Origin of the sequence: Halorhabdus salina, from assembly GCF_013839425.1 — an archaeon.
In the GTDB taxonomy this organism is placed as follows: domain Archaea; phylum Halobacteriota; class Halobacteria; order Halobacteriales; family Haloarculaceae; genus Halorhabdus; species Halorhabdus salina.
This window is the reverse complement of record NZ_JACDNP010000004.1, coordinates 44,889-66,832: the sequence shown is the minus strand read 5'-3', so window position 1 is coordinate 66,832 and position 21,944 is coordinate 44,889. Positions and strand designations below refer to the sequence as shown.

Below are 21,944 nucleotides of genomic sequence, written 5' to 3'. Positions count from 1 at the left end.
GAGGCTGAGAGCCGATTCGAGCCGATCGCGACACCGGGCCCGGTCATCGACCGTCACCTCCCGAGTCGGCGATCTGCTCGTCGTCAGTGCCGAGATCAAGGCCGAACTCCCTGATCGGGATCCGAGCAACCACGATTTCTTCTTCCGAAGCCTGGGGTAGCATCGAGATGATCCGCTCGTCGCCGGCTTCGCGGATGCCAGCGAACTGGAGATCTTCCCGCGGACTCTCGAGTGGCTCGACCTCGACGCCGGAGACGGCGTCCACGTAACCCGCGCCCGGGTCGCGTACGTACAGGCGATCCTCGTCGCCTGCACTCCAGCGCTTGAAAATCGACGTGTCGTACTCGAGGCTGGGCTCGTCGTCGCCGTCGTCCTCCTCGTCGTCTCGCTCCGGTTCGTCGAGATCGATCTTCAGCCAGCGATCGTCCTCGCCGATCCGCGAGAGATCCTTCCAGGAGTAGAGCGCGAAATTGCTCTCGTCGTACATCAGCGCCGATCCGACTTTCCGGTCACCAACCAGATCCGCGTACATCGGCACCGTGTCGAAGCCGACCGGGATCGATCGCGTCCGGTCCGTCGTCGGGTTCGGCGAGCCGTCGGGCATCGAGATGCGGCGTTCAATCTCCCGACGGAACTTGTGATGGATGTTCTCGCCGTAGTGGTACGACCAGTACAGCGACAGCCGGTACTTCCGTGAGTCCGCGTACACGGATCGGAGCAGCGAGAGTTTCTTGAACGTCCGGTGGTCGTCTTCCTCGGCGTCCTCCGGCGCGAGGTCGCCCGCCTCGTCGAAGATCAGCGACAGCCAGTACTGTGACTGTCGGAACTCGACGGCCGCGAGCAAGAACGCGAACCACCAGTGTTGCAGTGGCGTCGGGCTCTCGTCGCCGATCGTCTCCCAGGCCGGCACGAACGGGAGTCGCTCGGAGACGCGATTCGTCCGTGCCGTGAGTTCCTCGCAGCCCGTGAACGATGGATCTGGGTAGACGACGTGGAACGTCCCGCCTGGCTGCTCGCCCAGCTGGTCGAGGAGATCGACCGGGTCCTCGTAGCGGACGACCTGGCGGACCGCGTCCTCGAGGTCGGACTCATCGGGCGCGACGCCGCGGTGCTCCGAGCGCCAGCTCGCGCCGACGCTCGCGTTCGCTGGGAGCCAGAGGGTCGCCCACTCGCGGAGATCGGACCAGCCCGACCGTGACGGAGAGCCGCGCCAGACGACGATTTCGTCCGGGTTCATCTCCATCAGTCGGAGAGCCCACTGCCGGTTGTGCGTCGTCTTCCCGGCTCCGCGGCCGCCGATCGCCGCCCAGTCGGTCCCGCCGCTTGAGGACCACTCGTCAGCCGGCTTCTCGTGGATCAGCGTGTCCGGATAGAGGTCAAAATCCCAGACCTCGGTATCGAACGCTGCTGGCGTCTCCTCGAAGAGTTTGCCAGCCTTGCGGATCTCGGCGGCATCCGTCCATCGGTCGCCCCCTGGTAGAGTGAGATCCTCGTCGACATCTTCGCCTCGCTGCTTCCGTGCTTGTATCGACCCCTCGCCGAACTCGTACTCGTTCGGTGGGGCCCAGTACGTTCTCGAGTGTTGGTCTGTTGATTGAGACATTATCCGGGAGTCACCTCCAGACTGCTGGAGGACTGCGTTACCAGTTCGCCCGTGTCCATCCGGTGAATGCCAGTGATGAACGCGGGGAGCAGTTTCACGATCGCGAACCGCTCGCGATATCGGCGAGCCAGCGCTCGCTCGCTGTCGTTGGTCAGGAGGTATCGCATCGCCGTCCGATCACGACGGATCGACGCTGCCAGGTCGTCATCCTGAGCGCCGTTGCACGGCTCGTCGAGCCAGTGCAGCCAGTCGTGGAGGACGTCCTCGTTCTCGAAGCCGCCCCATAGGATCGAGAGTGCCTGCTGCTGGGCCGCATCGACGTGCGCGAAGCCGGGCCGCATCGCCGGGTTCTCCTGTTCCGTCGGATCGATGTCCTCGAGCGTCTGCTCTGACTCGCTATCGATGTACTCACCGGCCCGCTTCCGGAGATCGTTGTACGCTCGCGAGCAGGCCGGGATCACGACATTGCTCTCGAGGCGTCGACGAACGCTGGCGGCCGTCGCCAGCGAGACCGGATCGTCAGCCCACGCGGATCGCCGATCCGAGACGATCAGGTTCGACAGCATCGAGCGGTCCTGGACTAACTGCGACGGCGCGATCCAGTCCTCGATGTACCCGAGCGTCCGGACGACTGCGCGCTGATACCACTCGATCACGTCGCGACGTGACTCGAAGCCGCGTCTGAGATCCACGTCGAAGCGATCGGAGAGATCGGCGTCGACGAGAGCTCGCTGATCGAGTTGGAGTCGCTGGAGAGCCGGCCGCGGGGATCGGACGTCGGTCCTAATCATCCGCTGGTACCTCCTCGTCCGTCCGGGCGACGTCGTCGACGTCCAGGCCCTCGGTCTCCTCGAGGAGTTCCTCCGTGACTGTCTGGTCGATCCGCGTCTGATGATCGCGTGCCTCCTTGGCCGTCCGGGCACGCTCGCTCGCGACCTCGTCTTCGAGTTGCTCGACGTAGCGAGCGTCCTGGAGTTCGCGCTGCCACTGCGTGATCGTGCCCTTGGCATCGACCATGTGCAGCGGCGCCGGCTCGAAGTCCGCGTAGCCATCCTCCGTGGAGATCGACCAGACGACGATCGGGACGAGCCCGACCACGACGCCCAGCGAGCCCAGCCCGAGCCAGGCATCGAGCCCGAAGTAGCCAGCCGCGATCAACACCGGGATTGCCATGACGAACGACCAATTGATCGACGCCAGCGACCCGAGCCAGCCCTCGTGCCCGGATTCCCTACGGAGTGGCGGGTCCCAGGTCAGTCTGGCCGGGATGTGGACCAGCGTCTCGTCGTACTCCGGATCGACGTAGATCTTCTCGTCGATCGGTCCCTTGTCGACCTTCTTGCGCGTCCGAATCTGCTTGTCTGAAAGACGGGCCGGATCGGCGAACAGCCGGGCGAGGAACGGTCTGATGCCCCGCTTCGGGAGCAGCAAGTCTGAATCCTCGTTCCGGATCGCCGGGACCTGGATCTGATCCTCGTAAAGGATCTCCTTGAACGCATCCAGGCCAGTGCCCGGCAGAATGCTGTCGTCCTCGAGAGGCTCCTCGCGGTCGGGATCACGGAGGGTCCGTGCCTCGCTCACCTCGTCGCGCTCGAACGCGATCGTCATGACGTCACGATGCGTCACGAGGCCGGCCGCGTAGGCCAGGAGCCCGAGCAGCCCGCCCATCAGCATCGGGAGGTTCGCGAGGATCACCGCTGTCTCGAAGAACCAGCCCGAGACGAGCAGGATCGACGAGAGGACGACCAGTCCCGCCCAGAGCGGCCACCCAATACGCGGGCCCGTACCCGTGCGTTTGAGCGTCCGTCTGGCTCCGAATAGTCCCAGGAGGATCCCGATCGCCCCAGGACCAAGGACGTTCTTGGCACTAAACCACCACGCATCGCCGAGCGACGAGATCTGCACCGACTGCGTCGACGGTGTTGAGCGGTGTTGGAACCCCCAGGAGACGCCATCGATCCGCTCGCCACCGAGCTCGAGCCACGCCGCGACCCGCTTCGACTCGTCGTAATGGGGATGCAACGAGACAGTCTGCGCTTCGTACCCCTGCTGTAGTGAGATCGCTTCTCGCTGCACTTCGACATCGGTCGCGACCGTCTCGGTGATCGTCCCGTTCTGAGTCTGTCGCGTCCGCTCTTCGACGTTGTAGTAAGCGATGACGAGCGTCGCGTCTTCGGCATTCTGCAGCTCTCCAAACCGGACCGAGTACACCTGCATCTCGTTCGTATTCAGCGTCGATCCGTGCTGGATCGGCTGGAATCCCGACTTGAGCGGGTTGGCTGGCTCGTACTCGAGCTGGATCTGCCCCGACTGCCCGGGCAGGATCCGGACCGCCGCCGGCGCGTTCGACGGGTGCTGCGGTCGCACCTGCAGATCGTCCAGCGTCGGCGACGACGTCGACGTGTCTGCTGGAGCCATCGCGAGCGCCGCCGGTGCGACGACCGACACAGTCATCGCGACCAGGACGATCGCGACGAAGACGCGACGCCCGCGCATCACTGATCGCCTCCTGCTGTCTCGAACAGCGAGAGACCGTCTCGATCCAGGAGCGAGTCCTTGAAGTCCGCATCCTCGCCACGATCAGCGTCGTGCTCCTCGTCAGCCTCCCCTGCTCGCCAGCGATCCATCTCCTGCTTGCACGTGTAACAGTCGTGGTCTGCATCGAGCATGCAGTACAGCTCGTCTCCAGTGGCGTACGTCATCGCGACTCCGAAGCCAGCGACGAGGAGCCACATCAGCCCACTCTGGACCGTCATGTACGCGCCGACTCCCGCCATCACGATCGACAGGAGAACAGCGAACACCTGTCCGCGGACCGGCTTCGCGAGGACGTCCGACGGATCGAGCGGGCCGTCACCGATTTCGTCGAGATACGTCACGGCGTCTTCGCCGTCGACGTCAACGTTCAGCTTCGGCATGTTAGACGTCCTCCCGTTCCTCTTTCTCGAAGATCCAGTGGATGACAAGCGGGACGACGATCAACCCGATCACGACCGGATTGCCACTCCGGATCTCCGGGAACATCGCCAGCGCTGCGATCCCGGCGACGAACGCTACCGCCCAGATCCCAGAGATGAGGAACGACATCGTGCCCGTGTCGCTCGAGCTGGTCGACCGGATCGTTGGATCATCACCTTCGCCGCCGAACCGTTCGAGGGTCCAGTACGCGATGATCGCGATCGCGACGAACGCGACAATCGAGCGCGTCGTGTGCCAGTTCGTGACCAGCTGGTTGGCCATCTCGATCAGCCAGGCGACGACCTGTTTGACCGGGTTGCTCGACTCCGCAGCGAGGATGACGCTACGCATTGCTGATTGCCACCCCGATTACGAAGACCAGGCCCGCGACGATCACGAACTGGACGGGGCCGATGCTGAGGATGCCGTTGAGGCCAGCATAGCCCAGGCCAGCGACTGCTATATTCGACGCGATCAGTGGGAAGTCCATCAGGACTGACCCGAGCTCTCCGACGAGAGTGCCGCCCTCTTGGGCAGCGATGATGACGATGCTGAACCCGGTCGCGAGTGCGACGCGGCCCACACTAAGCAGGCCGCCCGTCGCGCGCTCGATCCGGTCGCCGGCGCGTTCGGCCGTCCGATCGACGCCTTCGTTCTCGCGTCGGCCCACGATCGCCCCGATCACCGCGTACAGTAGGATGATCGCGACGATGGCCAGGCCGGCGAGGATCGGGAGGCCGAGGCCAGTGAGCCAGTTCAGCACAGTCCATCACCTCCGTTGATGTGCGTGCGATACTGCCGTCTGTCGATTCTGTGTATCATCGATCCATCCATTGTGATAACCGGTCTGAGAACCGCTCCAGCAGGATCAGCACGTACAGCACGCCAGCACCGACCGCGATCGACATCCCGATCGTGGGAATGCCAAGTTCCGGAGCGACGAGCGAACCGAACGTCGTCGCCATCGAGAACCACAGGTGCTTGGTCGCCGCCAGGAACGCCCACACGGGTTCGATCATGCCGATCCAGTGCAGGAGTACCAGCAGGAGCGTGCCGACCAGCGGGAGCGACTGCAGTGTTTTGCGTACCTTACTCATAGGGGAGACAACCTCCGGAGTGGCGGGAAGACACGGCTCGCGAGGGCCGACACGATCCACAGGACCAGCAGTATCTCGAGGGCCCACAGGACCGTGATGATCGGGAGGCCAGTGAGGCCCCACGTCGCAGCCGCGTCGGCGATCTGGTCGTTGAACGTGTAGAACGGCCCGAGGAGTGTCTGCTGGACTTGGAAACTCGCGACTGGTGCCATCACAGCATCCCAGAGCATCGCCGGGAGATCGGCGAGGCCAACCACGTTGTTACCCGTGAGGATCCACTCGCCATCGCCGCGAGTGTATCCGAACACGAGCATCACCGCCTCGACGAGCAACTCAGCTGCACGGAGTACCCAGCCGATGACCGTTCCGAGGATCGCCGCCAGGACGACGCCAGCCGGATTACTGACGAACGTCTTCAGGCTGTCGACGTTGTTCTTCAGCCACGAAACTGCTTCTGAGACGGTCCCACTAACTGCGCCACCAGCGCCGCTAATCGCGTTCTGGAGAATCTTCTGCTGCTCAGACGGGGGCTCATTTTCGAACGCCGTCCCATCGCCGTCGTAATCTTTGCTCGGATCGAAGTCGCCCGAATCAGACATACCGACTCACCACCATCGAAAAGACCCAGGCGATCACGAACACGAATACCAGTGCAACGATGAATGCGAGCCGGCCGTCTAACTGAGAGCCAGCTGTAATCCAGGCTGCTTCAACGTCCTTTTCCGGGCTTATCAGGACCGTCGCGAGGGACACACCGAACTCGCCGATGCCAGCGACCGCTTCGGCAGCGCCGACGCCGAGCTGTCGGACGATCGAGACGGCACCGTAAAAGACGGCCATGATGAACCCGACGACGATCGCAATCCCGAGTTTGACGAGCTTCGGAGCCGGGATACTGTCACCGACATCGAAGGCTCCATCTCCGCTCGATAGGCCAGAAATGTACTCCTGGACGTCACGACCGTCACTGGCCATCTGTGAACCCCCGGTTGAGATATCGCTGTTCGACCGCGAGCATTGGACAGCGGTCGACAGCGCTCATGCTGATCAGTCCTCCTCGTCGTCGCCCAGGAACGGGATCCGCATCCCCGTGAACGGGATGTCCGCGTCCAGCTGGTCGCGCATGAACGCAAACAGCCAGGCCGCGATGAACACCAGTACCAGCGCGAGGATGAATGCGGTAAATCCCGACAGCGACTGTTCTGTTTCTGTCGCTCCCGCCGTGATGATATCTGCCGCCCCTTGCGGTATTGACGACATGAACGCGGCGATCGAATCACCGAAGTCGACGATGATATTCCACATCGAGTTCGCGCCCGCCTGTACCGGAGCGACGACCAGGTAAATGAACGCCATCACAACGCCGACGAGGCCCTTGCTGATCGCCGTCGGCACGTTCTTGTACTTGCCAACGAGATCCGTCGGCGATGGGATCCCGGCACTACTACTACTCTCTGACATGACGATCAGCTCCCACGGAGTTTGATGCCAAAGAACCCGAGCACGCCAGCGATCGCGCCCGTGAAGGCGTTGAAGATCCCGCCGAAGAGACCGCCGCTCCCACCGCCGCCCATGATCGCGCCGGCACCGCCGGAGAGCGTCATCGCAGAGCGGTCATCCTCAGTGATTCGCAGGCGCTCGCGGATCGAGATCTTCTGGCCCGGCTGGATCGTGTCGTCGAGCGTCAGCAGGTTGCCCTCGCTGCTGACCTTGCTCGTGACGTCCGTCCAGGAGCTGACGTCATCGAAGGCCGTGTCGCCAGTCCCCTCGGCGATCTCGATCGAGAGGTAGCGATCGGACGGCCACTTCTGCTCCTGCTGGAGTGCCAGACCCGAGTGTGAGAGATCGTACGCCGATTCGACGTCGATTCGGTAATTGATCTCAGCGATGTAGTCGTAGCCGGGGTACTTGTCCGACTCGTTGAACGACACGGAGACGTCCTCGGCAGCCAGATCCGCGGCCCGGTGCTGGACCGGCATCGACACGCCGTGGATCGTCGCGTTCGAGAGGGCCGGCCCGAAGGTGGTTAGACTGTGGACGTCGACCGTGCCGGTCGGCTCCTCGATCGTGACCGTTTCCAGATCGTCATCGCTGTCCGTATCCTTCAGCTGCTCGCCGAAGCCGTACATCGACATCCGCTCGGCGTTGAGCAGCGACACGTCGACGTCGACATCGCCGTCGTTGACGCGCACGCTAATCGACTGCAGTTCGCCCATCACGCCGTCGCCACTACCCTGCGTTGTGAGCTGACCAATCTGATACTGTAGGACTGCTCCCTCGGTCGTGCTGTTCGCGACGACCGTGCTCGAGGCAGCATCCATGGTCGAGTTCGCGAGCGTCACTTCGACGTAATCGCCGTCAGAGTCGTTCAGACGGAGGACGGCGTCCGTACTCGATCCGATCGAGTTGACGTCCGCCGCCACCTGCAGGTAGCGCTTCTCGACGTCCGAGGTGAGCGAGACGTTACTGTACGAGAGGACTGCCGTGTCGCCGCTGGACTGGCCAGAGACAGCCAGGTTGAGCGCGTCGACGTTCGGTGCCGTCGTTGCGTCGGCGATCGTCGCCGAGCCCGTCGATGACGCCATGTCCTTCGTCCACTCGCTCGCGTCCAGCGCGGACGCCGAGTTATCGGTCTCCGAGTCCTTGCGCGGGAACTCGTCCGCGTCGTCGAAGTCGATGTCAGTGACAGTCAGCGAGTACGGATTGTCTGCCGACTCGTTGACCGTCGCGTCGAGTGTTGCGAGACTCCCGTCGTCACCTTCGTACTGCAGCGGGTCGTCCCAGGCGACGTCGTGGACCTGCTTGGTCAGCGCATCCTCGTCGACGTACGGGTTCGGCGCTGCATCGTCGCCCGTGAACGCCAGGCCAGCCGCCGCAGCTGCGACACCCACCGCCGACAGTACGACCAGCGCCGCCACGAACGCTGAAAAAGCGCGTCTCATTGAGGACCTCCTGCCAGCAGCGCACTCGAAAGATCGCGACTCGCGCCCGACAGCGTGACGCGATCTCGCGCGCGCCGTTGCGCATCGGTTAGATACTCGATACCGCTCGACCGAAGCCCGCGGTTTCGCGGGCCATCCGGCCGTTCAGGGCCGGACTCTCCATCTGTCATTGATACCCGCTCGCGCGCTCGTTTCATCGCGCGAGCTACGCCCGACAGGTGGCTAATCCCTCAAAAGAGGGACTCTAATGGGGTATTCAATCAGTATTCAATTGGGTATTCAATCAGTATAGGATATCTGATGATGGCAATCTTTTTTCTCAACAACCGCGATGCATCGTGTATGGGTTCACGAAAACCGCTCTCACGCTCGGTTCAGCGATTTGGCGACTCGCTGGGCATCACTCTTCCTGCCGATGTCCTCGAGCAGCACGATATCACTGACGAGGACGATATCGCCATCTCCCAGTACGACAGCGATTCGGGTAAGATTACGTTTTCTCTGGACTAACGTTCACAGCGCGACTGAGTCCATCGATGAGATAATGTTTTCTTCGGTCGGTGCAGCAAGATACGGCTCGATCGCGTCGTAACTACTCCAGCCGCCGAGAGCCATCACGATCCGCGGAGAGACGTTTTCCTCGACCAGTAGGTGATTGGCCCAGCAGCGCCGAAGGTCGTGCGTGCTGACCCGTTGGTAGTCCTGGTCGCCAGTCTCTTCGGCCGCACGCTTCGCGGCGTCCTCAACCCAGTACTGCACAGTTCGCTTTGATCGCGGAACGAGCGCGTCGTTCTCGTCGAGTCCGGCCTCCTGAATGTAGCGGTTGATCGTTGCTTCGACATCGCGAGGAAGCCACGTCTCTCGATGTTTCCCTTCGTCGTATTCGCCGGTCGTGTCTTTCCCGGCGACGACTTCGAGCTCGAAGTGCTCACCGTCGCTCATCCGCTGGATGTGCTTCGGCTTGACGTCGAGAACCTCCTGGACGCGAAGACCACAGTCTCCCATCAACCGGATCGCCACTTCGCGCTCGAAGGTCTCGGCCTCGCGAGGGAGCACCTGGTACTCGTCGCGAGACATCCACACGTTCCATGAGCCGTCCTTGTTTCGCTCAGTTCGCATTGCATGATACTCATGTCTTTCACGCACTTAGTGGTGGTGGCCATCGGGGATATCGTCCCGATTTCGAGGGTAATTCGGCCCTGGTTTTGCACGTTAGTATAGAAACACGCAATGTCCTCCTACAGTCACCCCATTCGACGACATTTATCGATAGCAAATAATCTCTTCAGAATCATCTGTAAAGGCCAGAACAGAGTCTTCTGCTACTATACAGTCAAGCATTCCAGCATCTGATTGCCGGGACCACACTTCTTCCCCGTTTTCCATCTGATGGCAGCGAACGGAGTTTCCTGCTGTGATTAGAATATTTTTATCGGCTATAACTCCTGAAAACACGCTTTCTTCTGGCGATATCGTCCAAATCGTCTCTCCCTCTTCATCAAATAGTCTTACTCCGTCACTGCCAAAATTTGGGCCAAGTGCTTTCGACGGCGTGAAACACTCTAACGGCCAGAATGCTTGTTCTACGTACTCCCCCTGAGAAATAGAATGTTGACCAGAATACATAGTCTCATCCCAATATTTCATATGCATCCATATTCGGATCCGGTCCACACCCCAGCGTTTGATTTCCGTACCACTGGCAGCCTCAAATGCCATAAATTCATTTTGCTCGTAGTCTCTTGTGTAGACGATATCATTAGCGACGAGGCAATCCTTGAATGAACCACCGTTCGGCGCTTGGACTTCCCAAACGATCTTCTTCGAGTCGGGATCGACCCGCTGTAATTTTTCGCCATCAAGGAACAGATCACCAGCGTATTCGACTGCTCCGTATCCTTTTCCCATATCTGGCCCAGACAGAGACCACTGCTGCTGGCCTGATCGTGCGTCAACTGCAACTAATGATCCTGCCTGGGACTGATCAAAATGACTCTTTTCGGATCGGCCGACGTAGTACACAATCCCGTCTTTAGCGACCAATGAATCATTCGTTCTCGTTCCAGGCACCTCTTTTCTCCAGAGGCGCTCCCCCTCATCCATGTCAAAAGCACCGATATGGTTCGGCTCCTGAACAATCAATGCACGATTTGAGACAATAGTAGTGTACGTATCGCCTTCAAACGACAATTTCCAGGCCTCTGTGGGCTCATCTGGAACACGGGATTTGCGATTATATCGAGAGCGGCGATTGTCATATCCTCTCTGAGGCCATCCAGCAGTAACAGTCGTTTCTTGTGAGACAGTGGTTTTCTCCTGCGAGTTCGCAGTAGTTTCTGTCGGACTTTCCGTCGCTTCGGTTGGTGATGGAGTTCTCTGTTCGGTCGTTATCGTCTCTGTCGCACTGTGTTTCGATATCGATTGAGTTCTTTGTGTAGTCGATCTCGTTTTTCCTGAACTCAAGCATCCTGAGAGAGCACCAATAGCGACGCCAACTGATGCCAGATACTCTCGTCGATTCATTTCTTTCCAAACCTTCACTCTGGCAATGGAAATAAATGATGGGTTACATATCTTGCATCGGTCGAATATGGCCGTCACCGCTTACTTTCACTTTCACTCCGTCCTCGGGTTTCCTCTTATACAACCGGCAATCTCTGTCGGCATATGTCGGTCCAATCGACGCACGAGCCGGAATTTGTCATCAAGGACAAGGTCGATAAATGGCGCTTCACCTGCCCAGAAGGGCACAACGACTGGCGCGTCTGGGACGGTGTCTTCAGTTGTCGGACTTGTAAGCGCAATCTCGATGCTGGTGCTGACGCCCAGAGCGTCCACGATCACCTGATCGATCAGAAGACCGGCGAGAAGGTAACGCGCGACGATCTCCAGATCAAAGACCCGAACTCCCGGGAAGTGGCGGCCGACTAACTCATGATTCAAGCAGTCTCCTCGACGTCGAGCCGCAGCACTCGCGATTGGGCGTCACCCGCTCCAGTCGTCGTCGACCTGGAGCAGCGCTTCACCAGGCGCGAGTCCCTGCTCGGCGGCGATCTCCTCCGCAAGCGCCCACGCGCGCCGTTGGCGGGGGGTATCGAGATCGTTCGCGTTCCCTGCCCAGCTGACGAGCGCCTCGACGATCAACAGCCAGTCTTGAGGGTGGTATTCGGGCATGGCCCTCGCTGCCCGCGCTCTCCCGTAAAAAGGTCAGGACTCGCTCGGTTCATCGAGAGATTCGATTCGTTCACCTCTCAAATAGGCTTCACCGCGTTCTGTGATGACGTAATACGAGTTGTTCTGTTCAAGTGGGCGGACGAACCCATGCTCTTCGAGATTTTCGAGAGCGCGGTAAACCGTACTTCGTCCCGGAGCCGAACTCTCGTCCGGTACGCGATATTGAAGAGTGTACCAGATAGAACGGGCATTCAGCGCGAACTCCTCAGAAAGAAGTTCGAGAACAGGATCGGAGGCTTTGTTCATCCAAGATTTCCGGTCCCGCATTTTCTCGAACAACCAGCGGATAGCATTTACTTTTGCCGATGTGTTATCATCTTGAAACATATTGTCTCATATCTAGACGTAGCATACCAAAATACTAAGTTCTTGGGACATAACGTCTCACTCAGACCGACGCGGCACTCGGTAGGGTGTCCCTACTCGGTGTGGAAAAACCGGGTTTGCGACACCGTGAGTCCAGCACGGTGCCGCGTCGGTCGACCCAACGACCTATGCAAACCCACGCTACCTGGGCAGAAAAAGACTGCCTTCGGCCTGATTCGACGATCGACCAGCCGACCGAGTGCCCGCGCTGCGGGACCTCGATCGACGCGATCGAGACGCGCGGCCCGACGATCCACGTCGCCCAGCCATGCGGGTGTCGCGTCGGCGCGAGCCAACTGCTGATCAACGATTCACTATGACAATTCCATCCGAACTCGTCGTCGAGCGAGAGCGCGACCGACGAGACGACACGAGCATCGACTTCGAAAACCGCTGTATCGAGTGCGGCGACGAGGCACTCGACCGCTGCCAGTCCTGCGGCCGGCCGCTCTGTGGCCGCCATCGCGAGACCGGCGGCGGCTTCTGCCAGGACTTCACGAGCGTCGCGACGGACCTGGGCCAGATCCCGGCCTGTATCTGGAGGCTCGCCGACGAGCTCGAGATCGCCACGAACACGAGCCTCCTGTACGGCAAGGACGATCTCCCCGCGGCCGAGGAGACAACCCGCGAGGACCTCGAGGACGCTGTTCGCGAGCAGTTGCCCGAGGCCGTTTTCGAGCGGGCGGCCGAGCGGCTCGCTGACGCTGTCGAGGAGACGAGCGATAACCAGATCGTCGGCGGCGCGTGGGCCCTGCACATCGAGCTGTGCCGGATCGTCGAGGGCGAGCGCCCGCCGGACAACCTGGACGAGATCGTCGAGGGGATCGACAGCCTCCTCCGGCGGATCGAGGAGTCGGCCGACGACAGCAGCGACGTCGAGATCGCGAACGACTTTTCGATCGGCACGGAGCTGGGCTTCGCTCGTGAGGAGATCGAGCGTGTTCGTGGGACAGCGCTGATCGAGGAGGTGGCGAGCGTATGAGTACCAACACGTTGACCGACGACGACGGCACAGTTCTCCCGGAGAAGGCCCCCGAGTTCGTCGGAGCCCACAGCGATCCACTCGCTGAAGAGTGTCAACATTGGACTGGCGAGGAGCCGTCGCCGTGTCGCCGCTCGGCGACGCATACGGTCGTTTACTACGCCGGCAGCGATCTGATGGCGGTCGCCGCGTGCGAGGACTGTGGCGCGCCAGGGGACGTCGACGGGTGGGATCGTGAGTGGTCGGCCGACCGGGAGGGTTCGGACGCATGACAACCGCGGACCTTCCCACTGTCGGCGTCGACACGATCCCGGAGATCGTCGTCGAGCCGGACGAGACCGCCCGCCAATTGCGCGAGTACGTGCGCGATCATCCCGAGGTCCGTCACGAAGACTACCGCGACGCGGAGGATCCGCTCACCGAGTCGTGTTACGTCCTCGCCGAGGCGTACTTCCACGCCCAGGGCGGCGAGGACAGCGACCTCGAGGTCTACCGCCTCGACTGGGGCGAGGTCTACGACGACGCCGAGGGCGCGCACTGGTTCCTTCGCGAGGGCGAGACGATCGTCGATTTATCGCTCCCGACTCCCGAGGACGGCCACGGTCTCCCGTGGGACCTGGCCCGCCATCGAGCGTTTATCACGGGCTACGAGCCGAGCAACAGAACCGCTCGCGTCCTGGAAGCGCTCGGTCTCGACGGTGGTGATCGTGAGTGACGGACCTTTCGCGAGTGCTTGCGATCATCGCGACGCCGCTGCTGTTCGGATATATTTGGTACCATCCTCCGGTTCCCTCTGCGGGACCGGATGCGGCCCGAATCGTTCCTGGGCTCGTGTTCGGAGTGTTCATCCTCGCCATCGGGCTGTTCGTCGAGGACGACGGAGGCGATGCTCGATGACTGACGACGAGATGCGGGCCGAGCTCCAGCGGCAGTCCGAAGCGCTCGAGGAGATCGGCGACCGGCTGGCTGTCCAGAACGCTGCGCTCCTGGAGTTGATCAGCACGCAGCAGCGGGCTAACAGGATCGCGATGGGCGAGGATCCCGACGACTGGCCGACGCCGAAATCTCGTGCGAAGTCGCTCGAGGGGAACGTCCTGACGATCGCCGAAGATCTCGATCTCGACGCGGCCCGGAGGTTCGCCGATGATTGACGCTGTTGACGGTGGTCAATCGGGAGGTGATCGAACTTGAGTGAGTTGCAGCCGCTTGGTCCCCAGGAGGCCGTCGAGCTGTATCTGGACTCTCGTGAGTCCGAACTCTCTGAGAAGTCACTCGAGAACCAGAAGTACCGACTTCGAAGCTTCGTCGAGTGGTGCAAATCGGAGGACATCGGGAACTTGAACGACCTCACCGGTCGCGATCTCCATCAGTTCCGCGTCTGGCGAGCGAACGGGAACAGCGACCGCTACGAGGCAGTCAGCACGGTCACGTTGGTCGGCATTCTCCAGACGCTGCGGAAGTTCCTGGAGTTCTGCGCCAGCATCGACGCCGTCGAGCAGGGACTACGTGAGCGCGTGCTTATCCCCGAGGTCGATCCGGAAGATGAGACCAGCGATGAGAAGCTATCGACCGACCAGGCTAAGGACCTGTTGCGGTATCTTGATCGGTTCCAGTACGCCAGCCGAGATCACGTTATCATCGCGATCCTGTGGCACACTGGGATACGACTGGGCAGCCTTCGAGCGTTCGACCTCGAGGACTTCGATCCCGAGGGACGATACCTTCAGCTGCGTCACCGTCCAGATGATAGCACTCCACTGAAGAACGGCACGGCTGCCGAGCGGAAGATCGCCGTTGGCGAGCACTACGTCCAGGTGATCAGCGATTATATCCGACATCATCGGCACGACGTGGTCGATTCGGCCGGTCGCGAGCCGCTGATCACGAGCCGGCAGGGTCGCCTGACTGAGGTTCCGATTCGCCAGACGCTGTATCGCTGGACTCGACCCTGCATGATCTCCGATTGCCCGCACGACAAGCATCCAGAGAGTTGCGACTGGATGCGTGATAACGCGAAGGCGAGCCGTTGCCCGAGCTCGCAGTCGCCCCACAGTGTGCGCCGAGGGGCGATCACTCAGCACCTTCGCGACGGCGTCCCCGAAGAGATAGTCACCGATCGGATGAACGTCTCCTCGGACGTCCTTGACCAGCACTACGACCAGCGTTCCGAGCGGGAACGCATGGAGACGAGACGCGAGTTCCTTGACAACTGAACCATGAGCAACGCACTCACCTCCGCGAACGAATCCCAGCACGCACCGATTGTTAAACCAACCGCTCCCCGCCGAGTCCATAATTCCTGCGGCGCGAGCATGTTCGCGAGCGGCGCGAATTACCGTCGACGGCCGGATTTGAACCCCTGGAAGTCGCAGCCCCGGAACGGCCGAACGGAGTGAGGCCGCATGCCCGAAACGTCTTCCTTTGGTTCAAATCCCACCGAGTCCACTCGTTTCCTTCCCTCGCTTCGCTCGGTCAGTCACTCGTTCCCTCGGCGACCTTCGCGAATCCTCCGGATTCGCTCAGTCCAGAGAGACCCACGGCGTCTCTCAACCTTCGCGGCGACACGTGTCGCCGCTCAGTCCCGCCGTCCTCGTGAGCGGAGCGAACGAGGGTTCGGAAGAGCTTGCTCTTCCGGCGAGTCCATACGTTCTGTCGCTCGGAAACTCGCGAGCGACGCACTTCTGAATGTTCGAGTCGGGATTTGAATGAGAGAAGACGCAGCGTCGAGCATAGTGAGACGACCGTCTTCGCGTGGTTCAAATCCCGGCGTCTTCGCGAGCCAAGCGAGCGAAGGCGCGGAAGACGAACGAAGTGAGTCGTCCGGCGAGTCCACTCGACTCACTTCGTTCGTCTCGTTGCCGACGTCTTCGCTACGGTCGTCGTCGACGTCGGTCACGACGACGTTTGCGCCAGCCTCGGCGAACTGGATTGCCGTTTGACGCCCGACACCTGACGCGCCGTCGGTGACAACTGCGGCTTGTCCTGCAAAATCGCAGTCTGCCATTGCAGTACGGACTACGACCGACTTGCACTTCACCTCGCGACCGGGGTTCAGTATCTGAGACGTATCGACCGCATTTTTTCGGGCGGCATTTGTCGAAGCGTCTGTACTGCCAGACACTCACGTGGCAAGCAGCGATTCGACGTACTGAGTGACGTGATCGTCCATTCGTCGCTTGAACCCAGCCTGTCGAGCCAGCCGATCGAGTTCACGGGCGACGAGACTGCCGTACTGGAGGGCCTTTTTCTCCCGGAAAGCCACCGGATCGGGCAGCCACTCCCGGGCCGCGAGTCGGAGGGCATACTTCCGCTCGCCGCGATCGGCGACCAGTAGCGATCCCGGCAGATCCAGCCCCGTCTTGACGACGCGATCAGCAAGCAACGGCGCGACGGGTTCGACGCCGCCTGCCCGGATCGCCAACACGTCCCGTGTCAATTGGTTTGGGAGTGATTCGAGCACCTCTCGGCGTGCGCCCCGTACTGTCTCGGCGGCGACGCGTGGGTCTTCGGGTGCACGAGCGATCTTGGCGTAGCCGCCGAACAACTCGTCGGCCCCCTGGCCGACCGCCAGTCGGTCGAATCCGTCGGCGGCCGCCCGTTTGGCGACCAGATACAGCGGCAGGGCGATTTCGACGGCCATCGCGTTCGTCCGCCCCGTCGCGGTTGCAACCGGCGGGACAGTCTCGACAAGCGCGTCGTGGTCGAGTTCGACAACGCGTACCTCGCGATCGAGGAGTCTAGCTGTCTCCTGGGCCGCCTGCACATCGTGGCTATCGGGAAAGCCGGCGACGTACAGTGGCGCGTCGAGACGGGCCGCCAGCAATGCCGAGTCGACGCCGCCCGAAAACGCGATCGCCAGCCCGTCGGTGTCGACGGCGGCGAGCGCGTCGTCGATGGCGGTTTCGACGGCCTGTACGGCGGCGGTTCCGCTCCGGGGGGCTGGATCCGGGAGTGTCCAGGCGTCTCGCCGGTCTCCCGCTGGATCGATGACGTGTCCTGCCGGAAGCGGCGTCGGGTCGGCCAACTCGGTCGGGTCGAAGGCCCACCGCTCTTGGTCCTCGTCATCGAGAAACAGTGGCTGGCGACCGAGCACGTCACGGACCAGATACCCGTCGACCTGTCCGGCAAAGCCACGGGTGCCTGGAAGCGGATTCCCGTCGTCGATCGCCGCCCTGACGGTTTCGGGATCGGTGCCATCGAGCGGTCCCGTCGATGTGGTGTCCGCGTTCGAACCCATTTGTTACTCCAGTAGCGACGCCAGACGAGCGCGGATACGGCGCTTGGCACCGCCGGCGGCCTGCCGGAAGCTGATGTGCCAGGGCGTGCGCCGCCCATCGATCTGGGTTCGTCCCTTGCGCATGGCCGTCAAAATGGCATCGACTGACCGCTCCTCGGCGTCGACGAGCGTGACCGCCCGCCCGACCATTTCGGCAATGTGGGCGTCGCTCCCCGCGGTTTCGGGGACGCCGTGTTCGCGGGCAAACGTCCGTGCCTGACGATTCGCCCGGCCGGTCAGCAGTCGAGAGTTGTACACTTCGATTGCGTCAGCTCCCGCCAGGTCAGCCCGCGAGACGTGGGCCATCACGCCGCTGCGGGATTCCTGGAAGGGATGGGGCACGACGGCAATGCCGCCAAGCCGACGGATTCGCTCCAGCGTTTCGCCGAATGTCAATCCCTCTGGAATGGGTTCCTCGACTCCTAGCGCGAGAACGTGGCCGGCGGCGCTGGTCACTTCCATCCCGGGGATGCCGAGCAGTCCGTACTCGGGGGCGCGGTCGACGGCCCGGAGACTCGCTGCGATCTCGTCGTGATCGGTCACGGCCAGCGCATCGAGTCCTGCAGATGCTGCCCGTTCGAGCAAGTCATCGACGGAGTCTCGACCGTCGTAGGACAGCGACGAGTGGGCGTGTAACTCGACCGATAGCACACCACGGAATTGCGCCGGTAGGGGCAAAAGCATCGCGGTCTCCGGCAGTACTCGGGGGATACTTCGGTCCGTGAATCGTGGCCCGATTGACAGGACGCCCACTCGTGATCTTGGTTCAATCCGCGGATACGGACGGATCGTCGAGGCCGATCTCCTCGTCGGTCAGGTAACACTGCGGGTCTCGCGCCCAGAGATCGCCTGTCGCGGCGAGTGCGCGGTGGCGCGAGCCGCCCCGACACATCGAGTAGTAATCACAGTTCGGACAGCGATCAGGGACGTGCTCCTCGCGGTCGCGGAGTTTCCGCAGGACGGGATTCGATTCGTCCTCCCAGATGGCGCTGAAGGGCCGATCCCGGACGTTGCCCAGCGAGTATCGCTGCCAGTCGGGAGTGAGGTGAACGTTGCCCTGGTAATCGATGTCGGCGATGGCCTCGCCGGCCGCGTCGCCGCCGATCGCCTCCAGGGCGTCCCGGACGGCCGCGGCCCGATCCTCGCCGAGTTCCTCACGGGCGTACTGATAGACGTAGCCCGCGTCGGCGTAATTGCCAGTCAACAGCGTCTCGACCTCGTGGCCCCGCTCGTGGGCGTCCAGCGTGAGGTCACAGACCCGCCGGACGGCCCGCCGCTGGGCTTCGTGATCGACTTCGAAGTCCATCACGTCCTCCTCGTCGTACTCCAAGTGGGCGAACTCGAAGCGGGCAACGCCCTCCAGGGCCAGCAGATCGACCACTTCCTCCATGTCGCCGGCGTTCTCGTCGGTGATCGTGAACCGCACGGTGACCGGCACGTCGGCGGCTTGAACCGCCGCGATCCCGTCGAGCGCATCATCGAAGGCCCCCTCCTGGCCCCAGATCTCGTCGTGACGCTCGTCGAGTCCGTCGACGGCGACGGCTACTTCGGTCAGGCCGGCCGATTCGAGCGCCGCCGCCCGGTCTTCGGTGAGCAGCGTTCCGTTGGTTTCCAGGACCGTTTCCAGGCCGGCATCGGTGGCGTAATCGATCAAGTCGTCCAGATCATCGCGCAAGAGCGGTTCCCCGCCGGCAAGCCGGAGAACGTCCACCCCGTAGGCAGCGAGATCGTCGATCAAATCCTGCCCTTCGGCAGTGGTCAATTCGCCGTCGGCCGGCCCCGGCCCCGCGCCAATCCGCCGATAGGAACACTCGAGGTTGGTCGCCCCGGTCACGTGCCAGACGACCGTCGCACCCCGCTGCCGGCTACCGACAGTCGCTGCATCCGCGTCGTCTCCGAGCAGTGTACTCACGGGAATCATGCCGACTCACCCGGCGTGTGCGCGTCGTCGGTGTACCGAAAGACTGCCTCGTCGGGGCAGAGCCAGATCGCGACCGGATCCTCGAACAGCGCCCCGGCCTGCTCGCGGGCGCCGTCACGCTCCTCGGCGGTGACACTGCCGACGTGCGTCAGCGGTCCATCGATGTCCGCTCGGACGAAGACCTCCCACTCGCGGGACGCTCGCCCACGGGGCTGGTCCCCCTCCTCGAACGTGTTCGCGTCGTCTGTCATTACCCCTTCTTCTCCGCAAACCTACAAACGAGTCCTGTGGATTCTCACGGCATGGGAACGCACGCCCGTCGACCTGCCGGCCGATAGGCGACTTCTCCGCTCGAATTCTGGCCACTGGTCCCTGCAACATTTACCGCTTTCTGACCAAATCCGGCCAAAACATAAGATACTGGACTGCTTCGACCCGGTCACTCGTAGTGTGGAGCCGCGTGGTCGGTCCCGTCGAAGCCGGGATCGAATGTGTCAGGTCGTTCCTCGCCGACAGCATCGATCTCGGCCATGAGGCCCTTGCGTGCGACCCGCGAGAGGGCGTGATCGACGAGTTTGACGCGTTCGGGGACAGGAAAGTCCATCGTGCCGACGAAACAACTGCCCGGGGGGACCGCCATTGTCTGGACGAACTCGTCGGGCGTCGAGGCGACCGCGCCGTTGGGCCATGCCTCGCTCCAGACGTTGCCGATCGGGTGGAAATTCGAGGTAAGGTTCGGGCCGCCGGTGACCATGTACACACGGGCTGTGTCGCCGGTCTCGACTTCCAAGGGGCCGTAGCGGTCGGCGGCGTAGGCGTACTTCTCACCGTTGAGCAACACGTAGCTTGGGTTCTCGGCGGCCATCGACTCCATATCGAAAGCGTGGTGACCTGCCTGGCCCGTCGGCTGATCGGTGTAGAGCTCGTGCTGGCCGACGTAGAACTCGTGATCGACCGCAGGCAAGCCGGCCTCGGGTTCGACGAGGATCATGCCGAACATGCCCGCACTGATGTGATAATCGAGGTTCGGCACGGCGCAGTGATAGATGTACGCGCCCGGGTACTCAGCCCGGAAGCGCATCTTGTTTTCGGCCCCCGGAGCGGCGGTCGTCGCAACTGATCCGCCGCCGGTCCCGTAGATCGCGTGAAAGTCCACGTTGTGGGGCATGGCGTTGTCGGGCAGGTTCTCCATCGTGAACTCGACGGTGTCCCCGCGTCGGACCCGAACCATCGGCCCGGGCACCTGCCCGCCGAAGGTCATGTAATCGAACGTGACGCCGGGTTCGATTTCGGCCGTGACTTCCTCGACTTCGAGCGTGATCTCGTGGGTCGCCGGTTCGTCACGACCGATCGGCTCGGGAATGTCAGTCGGATCGGCGGCCACACTGTCGACGTCGGTCTCGCGGGCCGGCCGGGTCGTCGTGTCCGCCTCCTCGGCCACGTCGCCGGCGTCGGGCGCAGCCACACAGCCCGCAAGAGAGGCCGTTCCGCCGGCCCCCAGCGCGCCGAGCAATCGCCGCCGCGTCGTCGCCAGGATACCGTCTGAATTAGGCATACCTAAACATCACGACCACAGTTGGTCAATCAAGTGCCGAATATGTTCGCCTGTTCGGGTACCGGCGACCGACGCGGAAAACCGAAACACAAATTCACCCCAAGCGCCCAGTCGTGTGTATGCTCCCGTCTCGACGAACGCGCGGAACCAGCGTCCCCGGTCTCCCGAGCAGACGGGGAGGGTCGGAATGAAATGGTCCGCGATCCGTTCGCCGCCGACGACGCGCCAGATCTGCAGGACGTGCTCGATGCGCTCGACGATCAGGAGTGTCGGCGGATAATCGAGGAACTGGACGAACCCATGACTGCCTCTGAGATCTCCGAGGCCAGTGATATCCCGCTCTCGACGACCTACCGGAAGCTCGATCTGCTGACTGAGGCGTCGCTGTTGACCGAAGGCGTCGAGATCCGGCCGGACGGCCAACACGCCAGTACCTACGAGGTTGCCTTCGAGGAAGTCATCCTCGGCCTCTCGGAGGACCGGGAGACCGAGGTCCAGATCGCGCGCCGGGCCCGGACGGCCGACGAACGCTTAGAGAACCTGTGGTCGGAGGTGCGAAAAGAAACATGAGTCCACATATCTCGATGACGGTCGTGGCACTGAAGACGCTCACCCTCCTGCTGGGTGGCCTGATCACGTTCCTCGCCTACCGGGCGTACCGCCGAACGAACGCCCAGTCGCTTGGCGCGCTCGCGCTGGGATTCGGGGTGGTCACAGTCGGGGCGATCGCTGCCGGGGTCAGTGATCTCATCCTCAACCTGCCGATCGATCAAACGCTCCTGTTGGAGTCAGCATTGACGGCGGCCGGGTTCGCGATCATCGTCTACTCGCTGTACACGTCGGATTGACATTCGCTCCGCACTCCACCAGGGGCATTCACTCGCATCTTCCGTCATCGGATCACAGTCGATCGTTTCTGTCATCCCTGTTCGTCGAGGACCGCTCGTCAGCTGGACTGTGTCTCGCGGACACAGATTGCCGGCCTATATTGCCGGTTATTCCCACCGCGT

General features: G+C 62.2%; 32 protein-coding genes. 11 read left to right on the top strand and 21 right to left on the bottom strand.

Features of this window, described 5'->3' with window-relative positions:
* Nucleotides 1-43: 43 nt before the first annotated feature.
* From HZR20_RS06745 to HZR20_RS06695, 11 genes are all read right to left on the bottom strand, one after another.
* Complete coding sequence (locus tag HZR20_RS06745; protein ID WP_181685830.1) at nt 44-1,603, bottom strand: hypothetical protein; 1,560 nt, start codon at nt 1,601-1,603, stop codon at nt 44-46.
* Nucleotides 1,603-2,394, bottom strand: coding sequence for a hypothetical protein (locus tag HZR20_RS06740; RefSeq protein ID WP_181685829.1), 792 nt, complete (start codon nt 2,392-2,394; stop codon nt 1,603-1,605). The genes HZR20_RS06745 and HZR20_RS06740 overlap by 1 nt, the downstream gene beginning before the upstream one ends.
* The gene (locus HZR20_RS06735; RefSeq protein WP_181685828.1) at nt 2,387-4,099 is read right to left on the bottom strand and encodes a hypothetical protein; all 1,713 of its coding nucleotides are present in this window, start codon (nt 4,097-4,099) and stop codon (nt 2,387-2,389) included. Before HZR20_RS06735 ends, HZR20_RS06740 begins: the two co-directional genes overlap by 8 nt.
* Entirely contained in the window at nt 4,099-4,521 is a 423-nt protein-coding gene (locus tag HZR20_RS06730) for a hypothetical protein (RefSeq protein WP_181685827.1), read from the bottom strand. The genes HZR20_RS06735 and HZR20_RS06730 overlap by 1 nt, the downstream gene beginning before the upstream one ends.
* A 1-nt stretch (nt 4,522) precedes the next feature.
* Nucleotides 4,523-4,912, bottom strand: a complete 390-nt coding sequence (locus HZR20_RS06725; protein WP_181685826.1) for a hypothetical protein — start codon at nt 4,910-4,912, stop codon at nt 4,523-4,525.
* Complete coding sequence (locus tag HZR20_RS06720; protein ID WP_181686071.1) at nt 4,905-5,324, bottom strand: hypothetical protein; 420 nt, start codon at nt 5,322-5,324, stop codon at nt 4,905-4,907. The genes HZR20_RS06725 and HZR20_RS06720 overlap by 8 nt, the downstream gene beginning before the upstream one ends.
* A gap of 55 nt (nt 5,325-5,379) precedes the next feature.
* Nucleotides 5,380-5,658 (bottom strand): hypothetical protein, encoded by a 279-nt coding sequence (locus HZR20_RS06715; protein ID WP_181685825.1) that lies wholly within the window; start codon nt 5,656-5,658, stop codon nt 5,380-5,382.
* Nucleotides 5,655-6,257 carry a hypothetical protein gene (locus HZR20_RS06710; RefSeq protein WP_181685824.1) on the bottom strand — a complete coding sequence of 201 codons (603 nt, stop codon included), beginning with the start codon at nt 6,255-6,257 and terminating at the stop codon, nt 5,655-5,657. The genes HZR20_RS06715 and HZR20_RS06710 overlap by 4 nt, the downstream gene beginning before the upstream one ends.
* Nucleotides 6,250-6,633 (bottom strand): hypothetical protein, encoded by a 384-nt coding sequence (locus HZR20_RS06705; protein WP_181685823.1) that lies wholly within the window; start codon nt 6,631-6,633, stop codon nt 6,250-6,252. The genes HZR20_RS06710 and HZR20_RS06705 overlap by 8 nt, the downstream gene beginning before the upstream one ends.
* Before the next feature lie 72 nt (nt 6,634-6,705).
* Complete coding sequence (locus HZR20_RS06700; protein WP_181685822.1) at nt 6,706-7,119, bottom strand: hypothetical protein; 414 nt, start codon at nt 7,117-7,119, stop codon at nt 6,706-6,708.
* 5 nt (nt 7,120-7,124) lie between these two features.
* Entirely contained in the window at nt 7,125-8,600 is a 1,476-nt protein-coding gene (locus tag HZR20_RS06695) for a hypothetical protein (protein ID WP_181685821.1), read from the bottom strand.
* Nucleotides 8,601-8,942: 342 nt separating this feature from the next.
* Between HZR20_RS06695 and HZR20_RS06690 the strand changes: the two genes are divergently transcribed.
* A complete protein-coding gene (locus HZR20_RS06690; protein WP_181685820.1) occupies nt 8,943-9,110 on the top strand; it encodes an AbrB/MazE/SpoVT family DNA-binding domain-containing protein in 168 nt (55 codons plus the stop codon).
* Nucleotides 9,111-9,113: 3 nt separating this feature from the next.
* Here HZR20_RS06690 and HZR20_RS06685 read toward each other — a convergent pair whose 3' ends face one another.
* Together HZR20_RS06685 and HZR20_RS06680 are read right to left on the bottom strand one after the other, a co-directional pair.
* Nucleotides 9,114-9,719 carry a site-specific integrase gene (locus tag HZR20_RS06685; protein ID WP_181685819.1) on the bottom strand — a complete coding sequence of 202 codons (606 nt, stop codon included), beginning with the start codon at nt 9,717-9,719 and terminating at the stop codon, nt 9,114-9,116.
* Nucleotides 9,720-9,863: 144 nt separating this feature from the next.
* Nucleotides 9,864-11,123 (bottom strand): outer membrane protein assembly factor BamB family protein, encoded by a 1,260-nt coding sequence (locus HZR20_RS06680; RefSeq protein WP_220132687.1) that lies wholly within the window; start codon nt 11,121-11,123, stop codon nt 9,864-9,866.
* 144 nt (nt 11,124-11,267) lie between these two features.
* Here HZR20_RS06680 and HZR20_RS06670 point away from each other — a divergent pair, with 144 nt between their 5' ends.
* Nucleotides 11,268-11,531, top strand: coding sequence for a hypothetical protein (locus HZR20_RS06670; RefSeq protein ID WP_181685816.1), 264 nt, complete (start codon nt 11,268-11,270; stop codon nt 11,529-11,531).
* A gap of 54 nt (nt 11,532-11,585) precedes the next feature.
* Here HZR20_RS06670 and HZR20_RS06665 read toward each other — a convergent pair whose 3' ends face one another.
* A complete protein-coding gene (locus HZR20_RS06665; RefSeq protein WP_181685815.1) occupies nt 11,586-11,774 on the bottom strand; it encodes a hypothetical protein in 189 nt (62 codons plus the stop codon).
* Between the two features lie 33 nt (nt 11,775-11,807).
* Entirely contained in the window at nt 11,808-12,161 is a 354-nt protein-coding gene (locus HZR20_RS06660) for a helix-turn-helix transcriptional regulator (protein WP_258560380.1), read from the bottom strand.
* 167 nt (nt 12,162-12,328) lie between these two features.
* Between HZR20_RS06660 and HZR20_RS06655 the strand changes: the two genes are divergently transcribed.
* Genes HZR20_RS06655 through HZR20_RS06625 form a run of 7 tightly spaced genes read left to right on the top strand, consistent with a single transcriptional unit; the run spans nt 12,329 to nt 15,395 of the window.
* Nucleotides 12,329-12,520: a hypothetical protein gene (locus tag HZR20_RS06655; protein WP_181685814.1), complete on the top strand. Its 192-nt coding sequence runs from the start codon at nt 12,329-12,331 to the stop codon at nt 12,518-12,520.
* On the top strand, nt 12,517-13,182 hold the full coding sequence (locus HZR20_RS06650; protein WP_181685813.1) for a hypothetical protein: 666 nt from the start codon (nt 12,517-12,519) through the stop codon (nt 13,180-13,182). Before HZR20_RS06655 ends, HZR20_RS06650 begins: the two co-directional genes overlap by 4 nt.
* The gene (locus tag HZR20_RS06645; protein WP_181685812.1) at nt 13,179-13,454 is read left to right on the top strand and encodes a hypothetical protein; all 276 of its coding nucleotides are present in this window, start codon (nt 13,179-13,181) and stop codon (nt 13,452-13,454) included. Before HZR20_RS06650 ends, HZR20_RS06645 begins: the two co-directional genes overlap by 4 nt.
* Nucleotides 13,451-13,897, top strand: a complete 447-nt coding sequence (locus HZR20_RS06640) for a hypothetical protein (RefSeq protein ID WP_181685811.1) — start codon at nt 13,451-13,453, stop codon at nt 13,895-13,897. Before HZR20_RS06645 ends, HZR20_RS06640 begins: the two co-directional genes overlap by 4 nt.
* Nucleotides 13,894-14,079: a hypothetical protein gene (locus HZR20_RS06635; protein WP_181685810.1), complete on the top strand. Its 186-nt coding sequence runs from the start codon at nt 13,894-13,896 to the stop codon at nt 14,077-14,079. Before HZR20_RS06640 ends, HZR20_RS06635 begins: the two co-directional genes overlap by 4 nt.
* A complete protein-coding gene (locus HZR20_RS06630) occupies nt 14,076-14,333 on the top strand; it encodes a hypothetical protein (protein ID WP_181685809.1) in 258 nt (85 codons plus the stop codon). The genes HZR20_RS06635 and HZR20_RS06630 overlap by 4 nt, the downstream gene beginning before the upstream one ends.
* A 36-nt stretch (nt 14,334-14,369) precedes the next feature.
* Nucleotides 14,370-15,395, top strand: coding sequence for a tyrosine-type recombinase/integrase (locus HZR20_RS06625; RefSeq protein ID WP_181685808.1), 1,026 nt, complete (start codon nt 14,370-14,372; stop codon nt 15,393-15,395).
* Between the two features lie 362 nt (nt 15,396-15,757).
* Here the strand turns inward: HZR20_RS06625 and HZR20_RS06620 are convergent, their stop codons facing one another.
* The 6 genes from HZR20_RS06620 to nirK form a co-directional block, all read right to left on the bottom strand.
* The gene (locus HZR20_RS06620; RefSeq protein ID WP_181685807.1) at nt 15,758-16,186 is read right to left on the bottom strand and encodes an SDR family NAD(P)-dependent oxidoreductase; all 429 of its coding nucleotides are present in this window, start codon (nt 16,184-16,186) and stop codon (nt 15,758-15,760) included.
* Between the two features lie 117 nt (nt 16,187-16,303).
* Nucleotides 16,304-17,419: an asparagine synthase C-terminal domain-containing protein gene (locus HZR20_RS06615; RefSeq protein ID WP_181685806.1), complete on the bottom strand. Its 1,116-nt coding sequence runs from the start codon at nt 17,417-17,419 to the stop codon at nt 16,304-16,306.
* 3 nt (nt 17,420-17,422) lie between these two features.
* Entirely contained in the window at nt 17,423-18,109 is a 687-nt protein-coding gene (locus tag HZR20_RS06610; RefSeq protein WP_181685805.1) for a PHP domain-containing protein, read from the bottom strand.
* Nucleotides 18,110-18,224: 115 nt separating this feature from the next.
* Nucleotides 18,225-19,379, bottom strand: a complete 1,155-nt coding sequence (locus HZR20_RS06605; RefSeq protein WP_181685804.1) for a TIGR04347 family pseudo-SAM/SPASM protein — start codon at nt 19,377-19,379, stop codon at nt 18,225-18,227.
* Entirely contained in the window at nt 19,376-19,630 is a 255-nt protein-coding gene (locus HZR20_RS06600; protein ID WP_181685803.1) for an Htur_1727 family rSAM-partnered candidate RiPP, read from the bottom strand. The genes HZR20_RS06605 and HZR20_RS06600 overlap by 4 nt, the downstream gene beginning before the upstream one ends.
* A gap of 188 nt (nt 19,631-19,818) precedes the next feature.
* Nucleotides 19,819-20,934, bottom strand: a complete 1,116-nt coding sequence (nirK, locus tag HZR20_RS06595; protein WP_181685802.1) for a copper-containing nitrite reductase — start codon at nt 20,932-20,934, stop codon at nt 19,819-19,821.
* 192 nt (nt 20,935-21,126) lie between these two features.
* On the opposite strand from nirK, the gene HZR20_RS06590 reads away from it, so the two are divergent.
* Together HZR20_RS06590 and HZR20_RS06585 are read left to right on the top strand one after the other, a co-directional pair.
* The gene (locus HZR20_RS06590) at nt 21,127-21,504 is read left to right on the top strand and encodes a winged helix-turn-helix domain-containing protein (protein ID WP_181685801.1); all 378 of its coding nucleotides are present in this window, start codon (nt 21,127-21,129) and stop codon (nt 21,502-21,504) included.
* Nucleotides 21,501-21,782, top strand: a complete 282-nt coding sequence (locus HZR20_RS06585) for a DUF7521 family protein (protein WP_181685800.1) — start codon at nt 21,501-21,503, stop codon at nt 21,780-21,782. The genes HZR20_RS06590 and HZR20_RS06585 overlap by 4 nt, the downstream gene beginning before the upstream one ends.
* Nucleotides 21,783-21,944 lie beyond the last annotated feature (162 nt).